The organism is Rhizobium sp. WSM4643 (assembly GCF_025152745.1).
In the GTDB taxonomy this organism is placed as follows: Bacteria; Pseudomonadota; Alphaproteobacteria; order Rhizobiales; family Rhizobiaceae; genus Rhizobium; species Rhizobium leguminosarum_I.
This window is the reverse complement of the sequence record NZ_CP104040.1, coordinates 3,828,986-3,845,199: the sequence shown is the minus strand read 5'-3', so window position 1 is coordinate 3,845,199 and position 16,214 is coordinate 3,828,986. Positions and strand designations below refer to the sequence as shown.

Sequence of the window (16,214 nt, the reverse complement as noted above, 5' to 3'; positions counted from 1 at the left end):
ACTAAAGCTTGAACCGCGGCTTGCGCCATGCTTAGCTTTGCCCTTGCTGCGGGTAGGGGTGAGATTGGCCGCGCAGTGTCATCTATTTGGGAGGTTTTTGATGGATCGTCGTTCGTTTTTCAAGAAGGCGGGAACCGCCAGCGCCGGTGCGGTCGCCGCAACGGCATTGGCAGCGCCTGCGATCGCGCAAGAGAATCCGAAGATCGCGTGGCGCATGACGTCGTCGTTTCCGAAGAGCTTGGATACGATCTATGGCGGCGCCGAGGATATTGCCAAGCATGTTGCCGCCGCGACAGACGGCAATTTCACGATCCAGCCCTTCGCTGCCGGTGAAATCGTCCCCGGCCTGCAGGCCGTCGATGCCGTCGCCGCCGGTACGGTCGAAGCAGCCCACACCACCTCGTATTATTTCGTCGGCAAGGACCCGACCTATGCCATCGGAACGGCCATTCCGTTCGGGCTGAACAGCCGCCTGACCAATGCCTGGTACTATGAAGGCAACGGCAATAAGCTGATGAACGAGTTTTATGCCACACAGGGCATGTATGCGCTGCCGGCCGGCAACACCGGTGCGCAGATGGGCGGCTGGTTCCGCAAGGAAATCAACACGCTCGATGACCTCAAGGGCGTCAAGATGCGCATTGCCGGCCTCGCCGGCCGCGTCATGGAGAAGGTCGGCGTCATCCCGCAGCAGATCGCCGGCGGAGACATCTATCCGGCGCTGGAAAAAGGCACGATCGATGCGGCGGAATTCGTCGGTCCCTATGACGACCTGAAGCTCGGCTTCCACAAGGTGGCGAAGTACTACTATTATCCGGGCTGGTGGGAAGGTGGCCCAACGGTGCATGGGTTCTTCAATCTCGAAAAGTGGAGCAGCCTGCCCAAGCATTATCAGGCAGCGCTGACCGACGCCTGCGCTTTCGCCAACACCAACATGCTGGCGAAGTACGACACGAAGAACCCGACCGCGCTGAAGCAACTCGTCGCGGAAGGCGCGACGTTGCGCCCGTTCAGCCAGGAGATCATGGAAGCCTGCTTCCAGGCGGCGACGGGCATCTATAGCGAAATCTCGGGCACGAACCAGTATTTCAAGAAGATCTACGACGACCAGGCCGCCTTCAAACGGGACGCCTATCTCTGGATGCAGCTTTCGGAATACACCTTCGATACGTTCATGATGATCCAGCAGCGGGCCGGAAAGCTTTAAGGCTTTCCGCCGTTGACGCTTTAGACGCGTGTAATACCAAAACCCCGGATTTCCGTCCGGGGTTTTGCTTTTTGCTGGACTATTGGGCGGGTGGCGGCGGTGCTCCCGGCAGGCCGTTCAGGGGCGGCAGGGTCAGGCCGGGGATCTGCGGCGAGCCATTGCCGCCGCCGCCCATCGGCGGCAGGCCGAGCTGGCCGCCGAAGCCCGGGATTTCGATCTTGATCGAGTTCGGGTCGACCTTCGGGCCGTGATCCAGCCAATAGGTTACCGATTGCGGCCAGAAGATCACGATCGCCACCAGGATCAGCTGCATGCCGACCCAGGGGAGCGCACCCATGTAGATATCCGAGGTCTTGACGTCCTTGCTGGCGATCGAACGCAGGTAGAAGAGCGCGAAGCCGAAAGGCGGGTGCATGAAGCTCGTCTGCATGTTGACGCAGATCAGCACGCCGAACCAGATCAGGTCGATGCCGAGACTGGAGGCGACGGGAGCGAGCATCGGGATGACGATGAAGGCGATCTCGAAGAAATCGAGGAAGAAGGCGAGCACGAAGATGAAGATGTTGACGAAGATCAGGAAGCCGACCGGGCCACCTGGTATCCCCGTCAGCATGTGCTCGATCCAGCGCGAGCCGTCCATGCCCTGGAAGACCAGGCTGAAACAGGTGGAGCCGATCAGGATCATCACCACCATGGATGTGATGTGCGTGGTCGATGCCATGGCTTCACGGATCAGCGGCCAGGTGAGGCGACGGTTCATGGCGGCGAGCAGCATGGCGCCGACGACGCCGAGCGCTCCTGCCTCCGTCGGTGTCGCAAGGCCCATGAAGATCGTGCCGAGCACGAGGAAGATCAGCACGATCGAAGGCACCATGCCCATCAGCACCTTGACGAGCAGCGCCCAATTGAAATCGCCGCGCACCTCCTTCGGCAGCGGCGGCATCGATTTCGGCCGGACGATCGACATCACCAGGATGAAGAGCACGAAGATCGCCACCTGCAGAATCGAGGGGCCGATCGCGCCGAGATACATGTCACCGACCGACCTGCCGAGCTGATCGGCAAGAACGACGAGCACGAGCGAGGGCGGGATGACTTGGGTGATCGTGCCCGAGGCGGCGATGACGCCGGTGGCAAGGCGCGGATTGTAGCCATAGCGCAGCATGATCGGCAGCGAGATCACCCCCATGGTGATGACGGAGGCGGCCACCGTGCCGGTGATCGCGCCGAGCACGGCGCCGACGAGGATGACGGCATAGGCAAGGCCGCCGGGTATGCCGCCGAAAAGCTTACCGGTGCCTTCGAGCAGGTCTTCGGCCAGCCCGCAGCGCTCCAGCACCGCACCCATGAAGGTGAAGAAGGGAATGGCGAGCAGGAGGTCGTTGGAAAGAATGCCGAAGAAGCGCAGCGGCAGAGCCTGCAGGAAGACCTCGCCGAAATGGCCGGTGGCGATGCCGATGATGGCGAAAAACAGGCCGACGGCGGCGAGCGAAAAGGCGACCGGAAAGCCGTAGAGCATGAAGATGACCATGCCGAGGAACATGGCCGGCGGGATGATGCCGAAATCAAACAAATCCGTGTCTCCCAGCCCGCCTTACTGCAGCGGCTTTTCGTATTTCGTGTCGATGCTGATATGGCCGGCAAGCGCTGCGATCCGCTTGACCAGTTCCGAGAGGCCTTGAAGGGAGAGCAACGCGAAGCCGGCGACGAGGATGAGCTTGACGGGCCAGCGGATCAGCCCACCAGCATTGCCCGATATTTCCCCCTGGTGGAAGGAGAGCGCGAAGAAGGGCCAGCACAGCCAGGTGAGATAGACGCATGCGGGAAGCAGGAAGAGGATGAGGCCGACGATGTCGATCCAGATCTTCGCCTTATCGGAAACCGAACCATAGATCAGGTCGACGCGGACATGCTCGTTGTTGCGCAGCGCATGCGAGGCGCCGAGCATGACGACGAAGGCGAAGAGATACCACTGGATCTCCAGCCAGCCGTTCGAACTGTAGTTGAAGGCATAGCGGACGATGGCGTTTCCGGCGCTGATCAGACAGCAGAACAGCACCATATATTCGGCAAGTTTGCCCATGAACTGACTGATCGAGTCGATCAGCCGACTGGCGGCCAGAAGTACCGACATTCGCCTCCCCTTGTTCTTGTCCTGCCGGTTTTTCGGCAGTTTTTCCCTCTTGCAATCGATGTAGACCACGGCCTTTGAAATTGGAAGGATAAATGCCTCGTGTTGGAGTATAGTCTTAGACGCATTCGCCAGTCCGTAGGGTCGTCAAATATTTCAACAACCCACGCGTGGATAAATTATTTCAGTAATCTCGCCAGCAGGCTGTATTAACGCGCGTAGGCTGTGCGGTTCACCCTATGGTTTTAGAAAATTTGACCAAATGTTTGATTCCGTTGAAATCAATTTTTAAAGGGTTGGGCTTAGAATTCCCGCGCACAGGGAAAGTGTGGATGAAGCCAGATAACCCGAACAGGGTCCCTATTGATGTGTATCTGTCGTTTGTGAGTTCCCTTTCCGGGAACCGCATGACGCTGCTTGTTGGCGTGATCGTCCATGTCGCGACGTGCCTTGCAGTGGCTGCCAAGACGCAGTACTCCATCTACATCCTGCTGTCCGTCGCCTTCCTTCTGGTCTTCGGCGCTCGCATGGCCATCTTCCGGCAGTTCGATCGTGTCGACAAGCAGAGCCTGTCGCACGCCGGAATCGAGCGTTGGGAGCGGATTCTCGTTGCCAGTGGAGCATGCACCACCGCGCTCCTCGGCATCGCCAGTGGCTACGCCATCTTCGTCGTCCACGATTCCTTTGCGGAGCTTGCCTGCATTTCCGTCACCATGGCGACCATGGTTTCCGTCGTTGGCCGCAACTACGGCTCGCGCTTCGCAGTCGACCTCCAGACCTTCTTCTGCTGCCTGCCGATGATCGTCTGCAGCCTGCTGGCGATGGACTTCTATCGCGGCGTGCTGTCGATCTTCCTCATTCCTTTCTGGCTGACGACGCGGGCCATGGCCAATGGCGTGCGCGAGTTCCTCTATGAGAACGTCATCGCACGCCGGGAAATCACCATCATCGCCGACCGCTTCGATACGGCGCTCAACAACATGCCGCACGGCCTGGTCATGGTCGATGCCGAGAACCGCATCCAGGTGGTCAACCGCAAGGCCTGCGAACTTCTGAAGATCGGCGCGCCAGAGCGGCTGAAGGATCGGGACCTCGGCGCCGTGCTGCGCTATGGCGCGCGCTACAGCTTCATGGACGCCTCGCAGCCGGAGCTCATTCTGCGCCAGCTCACCCAAGTGGCAGAGGGTAATCTGTCGCGCACGCTCATTCATTTTCCCGAGGGCCTGTCGCTCGAATTCTCCGCCAGCCGAAGGGCCGACGGCGGCGCTGTGCTGATCTTCGAGGACGTGTCGAGCCGGGTGAAGGCAGAGCAGAAGATCATGCACATGGTCCGCTTCGATGCGCTGACCGGCCTGCCGAACCGCCAATATTTCGGGCAGCTGGTGCAGGAGTATCTCGCCAAACATCAAAGGAAGTCCGGGCCGCTCGGCTTCATGGTTCTCGATATCGACGAATTCAAACATGTCAACGACATGCGCGGCCACGTTACGGGCGACCACCTGCTCTGCGCCATCGCCGCCCGCATCAAGCAGGCCTCCGGCAACGCCATCCTCGGCCGGTTGATGGGAGACCAGTTCATCCTGTTCTTCCCACATGCGAAGGAGCAGGCTTCGCTCGACGTCGAAATCCGCCGCGTGCACGCTGCAATCCAGGGCAATTACGCGGTCGACGAACTGACCTTCCTCGTTTCGCTCAGCGCCGGTTACGCGATTCTCGAAAGTACCGCGTTTGCGATGGATGAATGGAGCGTCAAAGCGGATCTGGCGCTGTTCGAAAGCAAGTCGCGCTTCAAGGGCGGCATATCAGGCTTCGAGCGGGAGATGGATGGCCGCTATATCGAGCAGCAGAGGCTGAAGGCGGATCTGCGCGAGGCGGTTTCGGCGCAGGCGCTGCATCTCGCCTTCCAGCCGATGTTCCGGGCCGACGGCTCGCGGATCGAGTGCGCCGAGGCCTTGGCGCGCTGGGTGCATCCGGAGAGGGGCTCGATCCCGCCCGACGTCTTCATCCGGCTCGCCGAGGATATGGGCATCATCTCCGACATTACCCGTTTCGTCCTGTTCAAGGCGTGCAGCGAATGCATGAACTGGCCGGAGCATATCGCCGTCTCGGTCAACCTCTCGGCGCGGGACCTGCGCGATGCCGATATTCTCTTTGTGGTCGCCGAAGCGCTTGCCCATTCCGGCCTCGACGCGGCGCGGCTGCATCTTGAAGTCACCGAGAGCTGCCTGATCGACGAGCCGGCGGCCGTGCGCGCCATCCTGGCGGAGCTCAGATCCCGGGGCATCACCATCGCCATCGACGATTTCGGCACCGGCTTCTCCAGCCTCAGCTATCTCGACACGCTGCCGCTCGATATCGTCAAGATCGACCGCTCCTTCGTGCGCAACATCGTCGAGGATGGGCGCCGCCTCAAGCTCTTGCGCGGCACGGTCAATCTCGCCCGCGAACTGGGCCTGAAGATCGTCATCGAGGGTGTGGAGACCGAGGAGCAGCTGACGCTGCTCAACAAGCACCGTAGTGCCGATCTGGTGCAGGGTTACGTTTTCTCGCAGCCGGTCCCTTCCCAGAATATCAGGCTGCTGCAAGAGGGCATCGGCCGCCGCACCGTCCAGCGCCGCCGCAACAAGGTCGCTTGAGCCGCCTGCAAGTGACTGGTTATCCAACCGAAAATCTTGCGCCCTGTTAACCTTAATAGTTTAAATTCAACGTAAACTCGTAGATTTTCTTGCCTATGTGTCGCTGGCATATGATTAATGATCCGTTAACGAGCGGATCGAGAGAATGTCAGACACACTTTTTACGCGTGGCGATTTCAGCAGGAAAATACTGGAAATTCTGGATCACGTCGAATATCGCCGTGTCGAAAGCGGTGAAGACATGGAGGAAGTGGAGCGGCTGCGCTACAAGGCCTACAAGGCCCGTGACGCGCTGTCGCTTGCCCCGGAAGGCCTATTGGACGATGTCGACTTCGACAGCCATGCCTATATCTTCGGCCTCTACTATTATGGCGAACTGGTCAGTACGATTCGAATTCACTATGTGACGCCGGAGCATCGTATCAGCCGGTCCGGAGAAGCCTTTCCCGAGGCGATGGATGAGCTTTTGGACGCCGGGCTGACCTTGATCGACCCGGCGCGGTTCGCGGCCGATCCGGAGTTCACCGCCGAGATGCCATGGGTTCCCTATCTGACGTTGAGACCCGCCATCGTTGCGGCAGCGCATTTCCGGGCGGACCGCGTTATTCAGTCCGTCCGGCCCCCGCATGCCGCCTTCTACAAGCGGGTCTTCTATGCCGATACCATCGTGCCCGGCCGACTGGCGGAGAGTTACGGGGTCGACGTGACGCTGATGGCGACGAATGTGATCGAGGTCGGGCGCAAGCTGTTGACGCGCTATCCCTTTTTCATCTCCAGCGCCAGCGAGCAGCGCATGATGTTTTCACGCAATCCCAACGATACGCTGCCGCCGCTCACCATCATTCCGACGGCGCGTTTCGTGCCGCCAGGCGAACTCGGCACCGATCTGCCGCTGTGATCTGCCTTGCCCCGAGGGGGAGACGACGTGGCGACGGAAGCAGGCAAAATCAGCCGTCCTTCGGGGCCCGTTCCGGGGCTTTGAGGTGACGGTTGCCACGTGCGCCTGCGGCATTCTCATGCATTGCGCTTTCGCCTGTCATTGTGTAATCCCTGCAGGCAGGGATTTCCCTCGCCTAGAGGGAAATTAGGCAGCGCAGAGGCATATCAGGGAGACGATATTTATGGCCGAACATCATACCGGACCGGTCGAGACCGGCGCGCCAATGGATTACAAAGAACATGAAAAGACCTACGACATGTTCATCGCCAGCGCGAAATACGGCTCGATGCTCCTCATCGTCCTCCTGCTTGCGATGACCGCCGGTTTCTTCGGCGGCGCCGGCCTTCTCGGTGGCCTCTTCGTCTTCATCATTCTTCTCGCCGCCGGCATCTTCCTGTTCCGCTGATCGCGTAGAATCAGAGGGTCAGAGCGTTCTTTGTGCGTCCGAAAGGACGCACGGCGCTCTGAGGGGGAGGAGAGACTTCTCCGAAGCTTTGTGAATGAGGTGCTTGGCCCGCGCAGGTGAGCCTGTGGCGGTCTGGCTGACCCGGAGGAGGGGCAGTTGGGCAATATCGTTTTCGTTGCAAGGGAAATCACGGGCGAGGAGACGCGTGTCGCCGCCTCCGCCGAGACCGTGAAGAAGATGAAGAACTTCGGCTTCGACGTCGTCGTCGAAGCCGGTGCCGGTGCGGCTTCGCGCATTCCAGACGGGGAGTTCGAGGCCGCGGGCGCCAGGATCGGCAGTTTTGCGGATGCAGCCTCCGCCGATGTGGTGTTGAAAGTGCGCCGGCCCAACGGATCGGAAATCTCCGGCTATAAAAGCGGCGCCGTGATCATCGCCATCATGGATCCCTACGGCAATGACGAAGCGATCGCGGCACTGGCAAGTGCCGGGCTTTCGGCCTTCGCGATGGAACTGATGCCGCGCATTACCCGCGCCCAGTCCATGGACGTGCTGTCGTCCCAGGCCAATCTCGCCGGTTACCAGGCCGTCATCGAGGCTGCAGCGGTCTATGACCGCGCCATGCCGATGATGATGACGGCGGCTGGTACCGTGCCGGCCGCCAAGGTCTTCGTCATGGGCGCCGGCGTCGCAGGTCTTCAGGCGATTGCGACCGCACGGCGTCTCGGCGCGGCGGTCTCGGCCACCGATGTTCGCCCCGCGGCCAAGGAGCAGATCGCCTCGCTCGGCGCCAAGTTCATCGCCATCGAGGACGAGGAGTTCAAGGCGGCGGAAACGACCGGCGGTTATGCCAAGGAAATGTCCGCCGACTATCAGGCGAAACAGGCGGCTCTGGTTGCCGAACACATAGCCAAGCAGGATATCGTCATCACCACCGCGCTGATCCCCGGTCGTGCGGCGCCGCGGCTCGTTTCGCAGGCCATGCTCGCCTCGATGAAATCAGGGGCGGTCGCCGTCGATCTCGCGGTCGAACGCGGCGGTAATATCGAGGGCGTCGTCCCCGGCGAGATCGCCGACGTCGAAGGCGTCAGGGTGATCGGTTTCGCCAACATGCCGGGGCGGGTCGCGGCCAGCGCCTCGGCGCTCTACGCCAAGAACCTCGTCACCTTCCTCGAGACTATGGTCAACAAGGAAACCCGGAGCGTCGTCGTCAATCTCGACGACGAGCTCGTCAAGGCGACGATGCTGACCTATGCCGGCGACGTCGTTCATCCCGCCTTCGGCGGCGCGAAGAAGGGAGACATCTGATGGCCAGTGAAGCAATGGACAAAGCGCTGGAGCAGCTCGACCAGGCGGTGACCGCCGTGATCACGGCGGCGGCCCAGGCACCGGAAGCGGCAAGTGCCGCCACCGGCGGGGCGATCGATCCCTTCGTCTTCCAGCTTGCCATCTTCGTATTGTCGATCTTCGTCGGCTATTACGTCGTGTGGTCGGTGACGCCGGCGCTGCATACGCCGCTGATGGCCGTCACCAATGCGATCTCCTCCGTCATCGTCGTCGGCGCGCTTCTGGCGGTCGGCATTTCGACCAGCGGGCTTGCGACCGGCTTCGGTTTCGTCGCCCTCGTGCTCGTCTCGGTGAACATCTTCGGCGGTTTCCTCGTCACGCAGCGGATGCTTTCGATGTACCGCAAGAAGGACCGGTAGGGACTGATGACCAATATCGCAGCCTTCCTCTACCTCGTCTCCGGCGTGCTCTTCATCCTGGCGCTGCGCGGCCTGTCGCATCCAGCCACCAGCCGCAAGGGCAATCTCTACGGCATGATCGGCATGGGGATCGCGATCCTGACGACGCTGGTGCTGGCGACCCCGAATTTCGGCGGCTTCGTGCTGATCGTCCTTGGCCTTGCCATCGGCGGCAGCGTCGGCGCCTATGTCGCCCGCACCATCCCCATGACCTCGATGCCGCAGCTCGTCGCCGGTTTCCATTCGCTGGTCGGCCTTGCCGCCGTGTTGGTCGCGGCTTCCGCGCTCTATACGCCTGCCTCGTTCGGCATCGGCGAGATCGGCCATATTCACACCGAGGCGCGCATCGAGATGGCGCTCGGCGTGGCGATCGGAGCGCTGACCTTCACCGGTTCGATCATCGCCTTCCTGAAGCTCGACGGACGCATGTCCGGCAAGCCGATCCTGCTGCCTTACCGGCATGTGATCAATGCGAGCCTGCTGGTGCTGATCGTGCTCTTCATCATCGGGCTTGCCGCCACCGAAAGCCATTTCGACTTCTGGGCCGTTGTGGCCTTGTCGCTGGCGCTCGGCGTTCTGCTGATCGTGCCGATCGGCGGGGCCGATATGCCCGTCGTCGTCTCGATGCTGAACTCCTATTCAGGCTGGGCCGCGGCCGGCATCGGCTTCACGCTCGGCAATCTGGCGCTGATCATCACCGGCGCGCTCGTCGGCTCCTCCGGCGCGATCCTTTCCTACATCATGTGCAAGGGCATGAACCGTTCCTTCGTCTCCGTCATCCTCGGCGGTTTCGGCGGCGAGACGGTGTCCGGCGGACCCGACACATCGGACAGGACGGTCAAGCTCGGCTCGGCCGAGGATGCGGCTTATCTGATGGCCAACGCATCGAAGGTCATCATCGTGCCGGGATACGGCATGGCGGTCGCCCAGGCCCAGCATGCGCTGCGCGAACTTGCCGACAATCTGAAGAAGAACGGCGTCGAGGTGAAATATGCGATCCATCCGGTCGCAGGCCGGATGCCCGGCCACATGAACGTGTTGCTCGCCGAAGCGAATGTTCCCTATGACGAGGTTTTCGAGCTCGAGGATATCAACTCGGAATTCGCCCAGGCCGACGTTGCCTATGTCATCGGCGCCAATGACGTCACCAATCCGGCGGCGCGCGACGACAAGACCTCGCCGATCTACGGCATGCCGATCCTCGACGTCGACCGGGCAAAGACCTGCCTCTTCGTCAAGCGCTCGCTCGGTTCCGGTTATGCCGGCATCGACAATACGCTGTTCTACAAGGATGGTACGATGATGCTGCTCGGTGATGCGAAGAAGATGACCGAGGATATCAACAAGGCGCTCGCGCATTGATCGACGCAGAAACAGCCGCCCTTTGGGTGGCTGTTTGATTCATGCTTGGCTGGCCGGCCGCTTTCATCAGGTCTCGCCGGGCACGAGTGTCATCTTCTCGACGCCGATCGCCAGGTTCAGACCTTCCTGAGCCTGGACGTTCAACGGCTGCAGCATGAAGGCCCTGTCGGTGCCGCCGGCGATGACCTTGGCGCCGGCGCCTGCACCGATGCTTGCGTCGGCGCCGATCCCGTAATATTCGCCGGCAAGGGCGAATTGCGGAATATCCGTGCCGGTCTTTGCCAGCACCTGCCAGATCATGACGCTCTTGCCGGTCTGGCCGATATCGAGGCCGAATTTCTCGATTTTGCCGGCATAGACCGCCTTGGCGCCGCCGGCCGCCGGCGTATAGGTGCAGATGAGGTTCTTCTGCGAGGTGACGATCAGACCCTGGCCGCCATCGGATCCGCAGACAAGACGGCCAAGCGTGACATAGTTTTCCGCGCCCGCCGGGCTCGCCCAGGCAGCGGCCGTCAATGCCGCGGCGGCGATCATCGTTTGCTTGAACATGGTCTTTCTCCTTTGGAACGACCTGTCCGAAACGGGTGGAGGTAGCGATTGTTCCGGGACTTTTATTCCCGCTCCAGCGTGGCGCGCTGCGCCGTCAGCACCCATAATAGGCCCTCGGGCCGGAAGTCGATCTCAACCGTGCCGCGAAAGGCGGAGGCGGCATGGGCTTTGATAACGGTCGTGCCGAAGCCCGAGCGCGATGGCTGCTCGGTGACCGGTGGGCCGCCGCGCTCTTCCCAGGTGAAGCGGAGCAGGGCCTCCGGCTTGTCTTCCTCCTTGACGTCGCGCCATTCGAAGCGGACACGGCCTTGCGGTACGGAGAGCGCACCGTACTTCACCGAATTGGTGGCGAGTTCATGCAAGGCGAGACCGAGATTCTGCACGGCATCCGGTTTCAGCACGAAGTCTTCGCCGCTGATGTCGATCTGCTCGCGCGATTGCGGGAAGGCGTGCAAATGGATGTCGACGACCCGCCGCAGTGAGACGCCTCCCCATTGTTCGCTAGTCAGGAGCTCGATCGACCGAACCAACCCCTCGAGGCGGTCGGCGACGGCCGCGCGGAAGGTCTCGACGCTATCTGACTGCTTGGCGAGCTGGCGCATCATTGCCTGGGCAAGTGTCAGAAGATTCTTGGTGCGGTGGACGAGCTCGTGCATGACGAAACGCAGCCGGTCTTCGGTCTGGCTACGGTCGAAAGAGGCATTCGAAAGGGCAATCGCCACCTGGTTCGCCTCGATGACGCTGGTCTCGACCGGTGAGACGATATGGCCTTCACCCATGCGGTTCGCCATGTCGGCGATATCGCGGATGGTAGTGCGCACCTGCCGTGCGACGGCATAGGCAGCCAGGACGGCGACAAGCACCAGTGCCACGCCACCGATGATGAGGAAACGCCAGGTGCTGAGGATCGACGCCTGGGCGATCGGTCCCCAGATCACCGTCTTCCACGACCAACCGGGAATTTGGGCATAACCGAGCAGCATGTGCGGCAGGATCTTCTCGTCTTGGAAGACGCCGCGGGGCGCGGTGAGCGCCGGCAGAATGCGTGGATCGAAGGGCGTGCCGGATTCGAGATTGGCAGGGCCGGTGGCTGCAACGACGTGGCCGCTCTCATCGATGACGGCCGCCGACCAGCCGGGCGCAAGGCCTTCGGTGGTCACGAGCTTGCCCAGATCTTTGGCGTCCTGCGTGATGATGAGGGCCGCAACCGGATCATTCTTACGTGGCAGGGTGACGTTGTAGACCCATTCGCCGCTGGTCCGGCCGCGAAAGACGTCCGATGCCTCGATGCGACCGGAAGCCATGGCCGCTTCGAGGGCTGTCATATTCGCCGTCTTGCCGAGCGGCGTGCCGAACGCCTGGCGCGTGTTCAGTAGCTGCTGGCCGGTGCGGTCCACGGCGATGACGAAAAGCGTGTTGTCTCTAAGGGCTGTTTCGGTGCGCTCGTGGAAGGAGGCGAGATTGCCGTTTTCAAGCTCCGGCGAACTCGAAAGCAGCCGCAGGGTCGTTGCCATGTCCTGAAGCTGGCGGTCGATGATGCGCGAAAGGGCAAGCGCATCCTGGGCCGTCTCGCGCTTCAGCGTCGAACGCTGGTTATCCTCCAGCTGCAGCAGAAGCAGCGCCACGAAGGCGAAGATCGGCACTGCGATCGCCACCGCCATGGCGACGAGGTAGGTTCCGATCGAGGCTTTCGGAAAGAACAGCGCGACGATCTTCATCTGCCGCAATTCAAAATGTCGCAATGTCCTTTGCGCGTCTGAAAAGACGCGCAGCGCTGTAATGCGCGTGGCCCGCAACGTTTTTCGCTTGCGGCCAGGACAGCAAAGATCCACATCTCTCGCAAACCGCCCCCAACACGTGTTCAAACGTCCGATAGCGGGCTATCGAAGCAGGTCCATGTTAGGGGGAGCAAGAGCAGGTTGCAACATACTATGACCGGCCATCGACGACGACAGACGCTTTTTCGGCTTCTCTTGGCAAGGCGGTGCGACTGACTTTGCGCCACGTCGCTTCCACCGCCTGGCGTGGCACAATATCACCTCGATGATATCCAAAGCCGGAAGATTCGCTTGAATCATCAGGGCCTTTGCCGGTGTCCGATAGGTGGTGCGACCGGTAAATGGCGGTTGCGGTCCGCGCGATGCTTCGGGCCGCTCAATTATGTCTTTAGCCGGCTGGGGCCACGCCGACGCGGGCAAGCCCGTCGCGAGCCGGCTGGTATTTGGCATCGAGGCCGACCGCGTGGCGATAGGAGCGGGCCGCCTTCGCCTTGTCGCCGCGGCGTTCGTAGACGAGCGCCTGGTTGGCCCAGGATTCGGCGATGTTGCCGTTGAGCTCGATCGCATGGTTGAAATCGGCAAAGGCGTTGTCATCGTCGTTCAGCGCGATATAGGAAATGCCGCGGCCATTATAGGGCTCTGGCGAATTCGGCGCGAGCGAGATCGCTTTCGAGAAATCGTCGATCGCCTTATCCTGCTGATTGCGCTTCTGATAGATCAGGCCACGATTGTGATAGGCGCGGCCATCGGTGGTGCCGAGCTGGATCGCCTTGTCGAAATCGTTGAAGGCCTGGTCGTCTTGGCCGGCCATGCGGTAGACATTGCCACGGCCGATATAGGCAACGTCGTAGCTCGGATTGATCTGCAGGGCGGCATTGTAGTCGGCAATCGCCTGGGCCTGTTGGCCCATATTGCGATAGACGAGGGCGCGGTTGGCGTAAGCCTGGAAAAACCGCGGATTGATCTGCAGCGCCGTGTTGAAATCGTTCAGCGCCGGGCGGAACTGGCCAGCGCGACCATAGGCGGAACCACGGACGTTGTAACCTTCGGGATCCCTCGGATTGGCGTTGATGACCGCCGTCAGCGAGGCGATGTTCTCTTCCGAACCCTGCGCCTTATCGATGCTAATCACGGCATCCGAGGTATTGGTCGTCTCGCAGCCGGCGAGCCCGAACATTGCTGCCAGCGCCAAAGCGGGCAGGAATGCCATTTTCTGCAAGCGCAAAGCGCGGGACGGTTTGAAGATGTTGACAGCCATTCGGCTCGCTTTCCCCATGCGGCATATCCGGTGCGCGGATATGCAATCCTCAGCGGCAAACTAAAAAAGGCGGCGGCGAACCCATCGCCCCCGCCACAATGCATCTGAAAACGTCGAAAAAACGACGGAAATGCTCAGCGCGCTGCAACCAGACCCTCGCGCTGAGCGCGCTTACGGGCCAGCTTGCGAACACGGCGAACAGCCTCGGCCTTTTCGCGAGCACGCTTCTGCGACGGCTTCTCGTAGTAGTCGCGCATCTTCATTTCGCGGAAAATGCCTTCGCGCTGCATCTTCTTCTTGAGAGCGCGGAGAGCCTGATCAACATTGTTATCGCGGACAAGTACCTGCACGAGAATCACGTTCCTTTGGTTGGTTGATGCCGGAGGCGGCGCAGCGGCCAGAGGCAAAACAATAACGTTCGCGCGGCCGCAGCCTTGCGATTGGTGATGCGGGATAGCAGATTGGGCACGGGAAGTCCAGATGGAGATGGGAGGCGCACGGAAAAATCATGCTTGCCCGATATCCGGTCACGATCCGGCGGTTTCGGGCAGGGTTTCGTCCAGCGCGGCGATCGCCTCCTTGAGAGCCGTCCTCACTCGGAGGCGATCGGCAGGCTCCAGCCGGCTCATATCCAAATGCAGGTCAAGGCCCGAGAGGTGCTCGCTGAGAACTCGGCTTTTGTGGTCCGCACCGAGCGTCAACCCATCCACCGCATAGGGCACGATCTCGCGCTGTATGCCCTTCATGGTGATCGGCGGCAGGGGATGGGCGTCGACGATTTCGTTCACCAGCGCGTAGGTTTCGTAGCTGATGACGATCTCTCCTCCCTGGGCGATCGATTGCAGCCGGGCTGCGAGATTGGCCTCCGCCCCGATGATCGTGTAGTCCATGCGGTCGTTGCTGCCGAAATTGCCGACGTTGCAATAGCCGCTGTTTACACCCATGCGGACGACGAAAGGCTCTTCGGTGCCGTTTCTGCGCCATCTGTCCTTGAGTTCGCCGAGACGGCGCTGCATGTCGACGGCCATGCGCAGACATGCTTTCGCATCCTCTTCGGGGCCTCTGGTGTCGGGATCGCCGAAGAAGACCAGCATCGCGTCGCCGATGAACTTGTCCACCGTGCCGCCATGCTCCAGGGCAATGTTCGACATCTCGGTCAGATATTCGTTGAGCATCTCCGTCAGGGCTTCCGGTTGCAGGCGCTCGGTCGTCGCCGTGAAGTCCTTGATGTCGGAGAAGAAAATCGTCAGGCGCTTGCGCTCTGTATGGACCACCACGTCCTTCTGGCCGGAGAAGATGCTCTTGTAGATCTGCGGCGAGAGATAGCGCGAAATCTTCATCGAAACGCTGGCGAGGAATTCGTTCGCCGCTTCCAGATCTTGGTTGGCGCTGTGGATCGCGCGCGTCTGCTGCCGCTGGAGCACAATGAAGCTGATGCCGATGACGGCGACGAAAAGAAAATAGCAGAGCAGGTATTTGAAGGCGAAGACGTTGCTAGCGTAGGGCTGCCTGATGATGACTTCCTGAATGCCGCGCACGTCGCCCACCTTCCAATCGGTCTTCGGGCTTTCGGGGTGGGTATTATGGCAGGCAACACAGGCCTGGCCCATAACGACGGGGGTGATGAACCGCAAGGTATCGGTCAATCCGACGCGGGTGAGCTCGTTCAGGGTCTGCTGCGGATTGGCGCGCAACGCGGCGAGCGCTTTTTTCTCGAAGTCGTCGAGCTCGTGGGACGCGCGGCTTCTGAACGGCAGGTCGGAGACGAAACGATAGGTGATATTGGCCTGCTGCTCCTTGATGACGTCGCCGAGCTCCAGGGAAAGCGTGGCCGGCAGCGGGATGGCGCCTGATATATTCGCATAGTTGTGGGAGACCACCGTGCCCTCGGTCGCGCCGCTGGCATGGGCGGCGAGAACGCGCCCCACGACATTCGTGGAATAATAGGAGCGGATGCTCGATATCAGCGAGCTCATGTCACCGGCCTGGCGCCGTAGGGTGTTGCCCGAGAGATCGCTGATATCAAGCCAGACGGCAAGCGGCAGCCCGGCGAGCATTGCCAGCACGACGATAATCAGCCAGTAGCCGCTTCGGCGTGGGGCGGATTCGGAAATCACGGCGACCTTCACCCTTCTCGAAAGAGCATTCGATTATCGATCGTTACAAGAGCATTTCACCGCGCGCCGGGCAAGGTTGAAGCCTTTT

14 protein-coding genes are annotated in these 16,214 nt (G+C 61.0%); 7 read left to right on the top strand and 7 right to left on the bottom strand.

Annotation, left to right across the window (positions count from 1 at the left end):
• The first annotated feature begins 100 nt into the window (after window positions 1-100).
• Window positions 101-1,207: a TRAP transporter substrate-binding protein gene (locus tag N1937_RS19065; protein WP_017967915.1), complete on the top strand. Its 1,107-nt coding sequence runs from the start codon at window positions 101-103 to the stop codon at window positions 1,205-1,207.
• Between the two features lie 79 nt (window positions 1,208-1,286).
• Here N1937_RS19065 and N1937_RS19060 read toward each other — a convergent pair whose 3' ends face one another.
• Window positions 1,287-2,780, bottom strand: coding sequence for a TRAP transporter large permease (locus N1937_RS19060; protein ID WP_222294187.1), 1,494 nt, complete (start codon window positions 2,778-2,780; stop codon window positions 1,287-1,289).
• A 21-nt stretch (window positions 2,781-2,801) separates the two neighbouring features.
• The gene (locus N1937_RS19055; RefSeq protein WP_026154543.1) at window positions 2,802-3,341 is read right to left on the bottom strand and encodes a TRAP transporter small permease subunit; all 540 of its coding nucleotides are present in this window, start codon (window positions 3,339-3,341) and stop codon (window positions 2,802-2,804) included.
• A 329-nt stretch (window positions 3,342-3,670) separates the two neighbouring features.
• Here N1937_RS19055 and N1937_RS19050 point away from each other — a divergent pair, with 329 nt between their 5' ends.
• The 6 genes from N1937_RS19050 to N1937_RS19025 all read left to right on the top strand — a co-directional run bounded on the left by N1937_RS19050 (window position 3,671) and on the right by N1937_RS19025 (window position 10,424).
• The gene (locus N1937_RS19050; protein WP_162116942.1) at window positions 3,671-5,974 is read left to right on the top strand and encodes a putative bifunctional diguanylate cyclase/phosphodiesterase; all 2,304 of its coding nucleotides are present in this window, start codon (window positions 3,671-3,673) and stop codon (window positions 5,972-5,974) included.
• A 145-nt stretch (window positions 5,975-6,119) separates the two neighbouring features.
• The gene (locus N1937_RS19045) at window positions 6,120-6,872 is read left to right on the top strand and encodes an N-acyl amino acid synthase FeeM domain-containing protein (RefSeq protein ID WP_017967911.1); all 753 of its coding nucleotides are present in this window, start codon (window positions 6,120-6,122) and stop codon (window positions 6,870-6,872) included.
• A 223-nt stretch (window positions 6,873-7,095) separates the two neighbouring features.
• The gene (locus N1937_RS19040; RefSeq protein ID WP_003552834.1) at window positions 7,096-7,320 is read left to right on the top strand and encodes an aa3-type cytochrome c oxidase subunit IV; all 225 of its coding nucleotides are present in this window, start codon (window positions 7,096-7,098) and stop codon (window positions 7,318-7,320) included.
• 156 nt (window positions 7,321-7,476) lie between these two features.
• Complete coding sequence (locus tag N1937_RS19035) at window positions 7,477-8,625, top strand: Re/Si-specific NAD(P)(+) transhydrogenase subunit alpha (protein ID WP_222294185.1); 1,149 nt, start codon at window positions 7,477-7,479, stop codon at window positions 8,623-8,625.
• Window positions 8,625-9,023, top strand: coding sequence for a proton-translocating transhydrogenase family protein (locus N1937_RS19030; RefSeq protein ID WP_017967908.1), 399 nt, complete (start codon window positions 8,625-8,627; stop codon window positions 9,021-9,023). Before N1937_RS19035 ends, N1937_RS19030 begins: the two co-directional genes overlap by 1 nt.
• Before the next feature lie 6 nt (window positions 9,024-9,029).
• Window positions 9,030-10,424: an NAD(P)(+) transhydrogenase (Re/Si-specific) subunit beta gene (locus N1937_RS19025; RefSeq protein ID WP_222294183.1), complete on the top strand. Its 1,395-nt coding sequence runs from the start codon at window positions 9,030-9,032 to the stop codon at window positions 10,422-10,424.
• Between the two features lie 66 nt (window positions 10,425-10,490).
• On the opposite strand, the gene N1937_RS19020 is transcribed toward N1937_RS19025, so the two are convergent.
• The 5 genes from N1937_RS19020 to N1937_RS19000 all read right to left on the bottom strand — a co-directional run bounded on the left by N1937_RS19020 (window position 10,491) and on the right by N1937_RS19000 (window position 16,138).
• Window positions 10,491-10,973, bottom strand: coding sequence for a DUF992 domain-containing protein (locus N1937_RS19020; RefSeq protein ID WP_170257557.1), 483 nt, complete (start codon window positions 10,971-10,973; stop codon window positions 10,491-10,493).
• Between the two features lie 62 nt (window positions 10,974-11,035).
• Entirely contained in the window at window positions 11,036-12,691 is a 1,656-nt protein-coding gene (locus N1937_RS19015) for a sensor histidine kinase (RefSeq protein ID WP_170259843.1), read from the bottom strand.
• A gap of 448 nt (window positions 12,692-13,139) precedes the next feature.
• Window positions 13,140-14,009, bottom strand: a complete 870-nt coding sequence (locus tag N1937_RS19010) for a tetratricopeptide repeat protein (RefSeq protein WP_260056750.1) — start codon at window positions 14,007-14,009, stop codon at window positions 13,140-13,142.
• Between the two features lie 134 nt (window positions 14,010-14,143).
• Window positions 14,144-14,359 (bottom strand): 30S ribosomal protein S21, encoded by a 216-nt coding sequence (rpsU, locus tag N1937_RS19005; RefSeq protein WP_003542939.1) that lies wholly within the window; start codon window positions 14,357-14,359, stop codon window positions 14,144-14,146.
• A 177-nt stretch (window positions 14,360-14,536) separates the two neighbouring features.
• A complete protein-coding gene (locus N1937_RS19000; RefSeq protein ID WP_260056749.1) occupies window positions 14,537-16,138 on the bottom strand; it encodes an adenylate/guanylate cyclase domain-containing protein in 1,602 nt (533 codons plus the stop codon).
• Window positions 16,139-16,214: the final 76 nt, after the last annotated feature.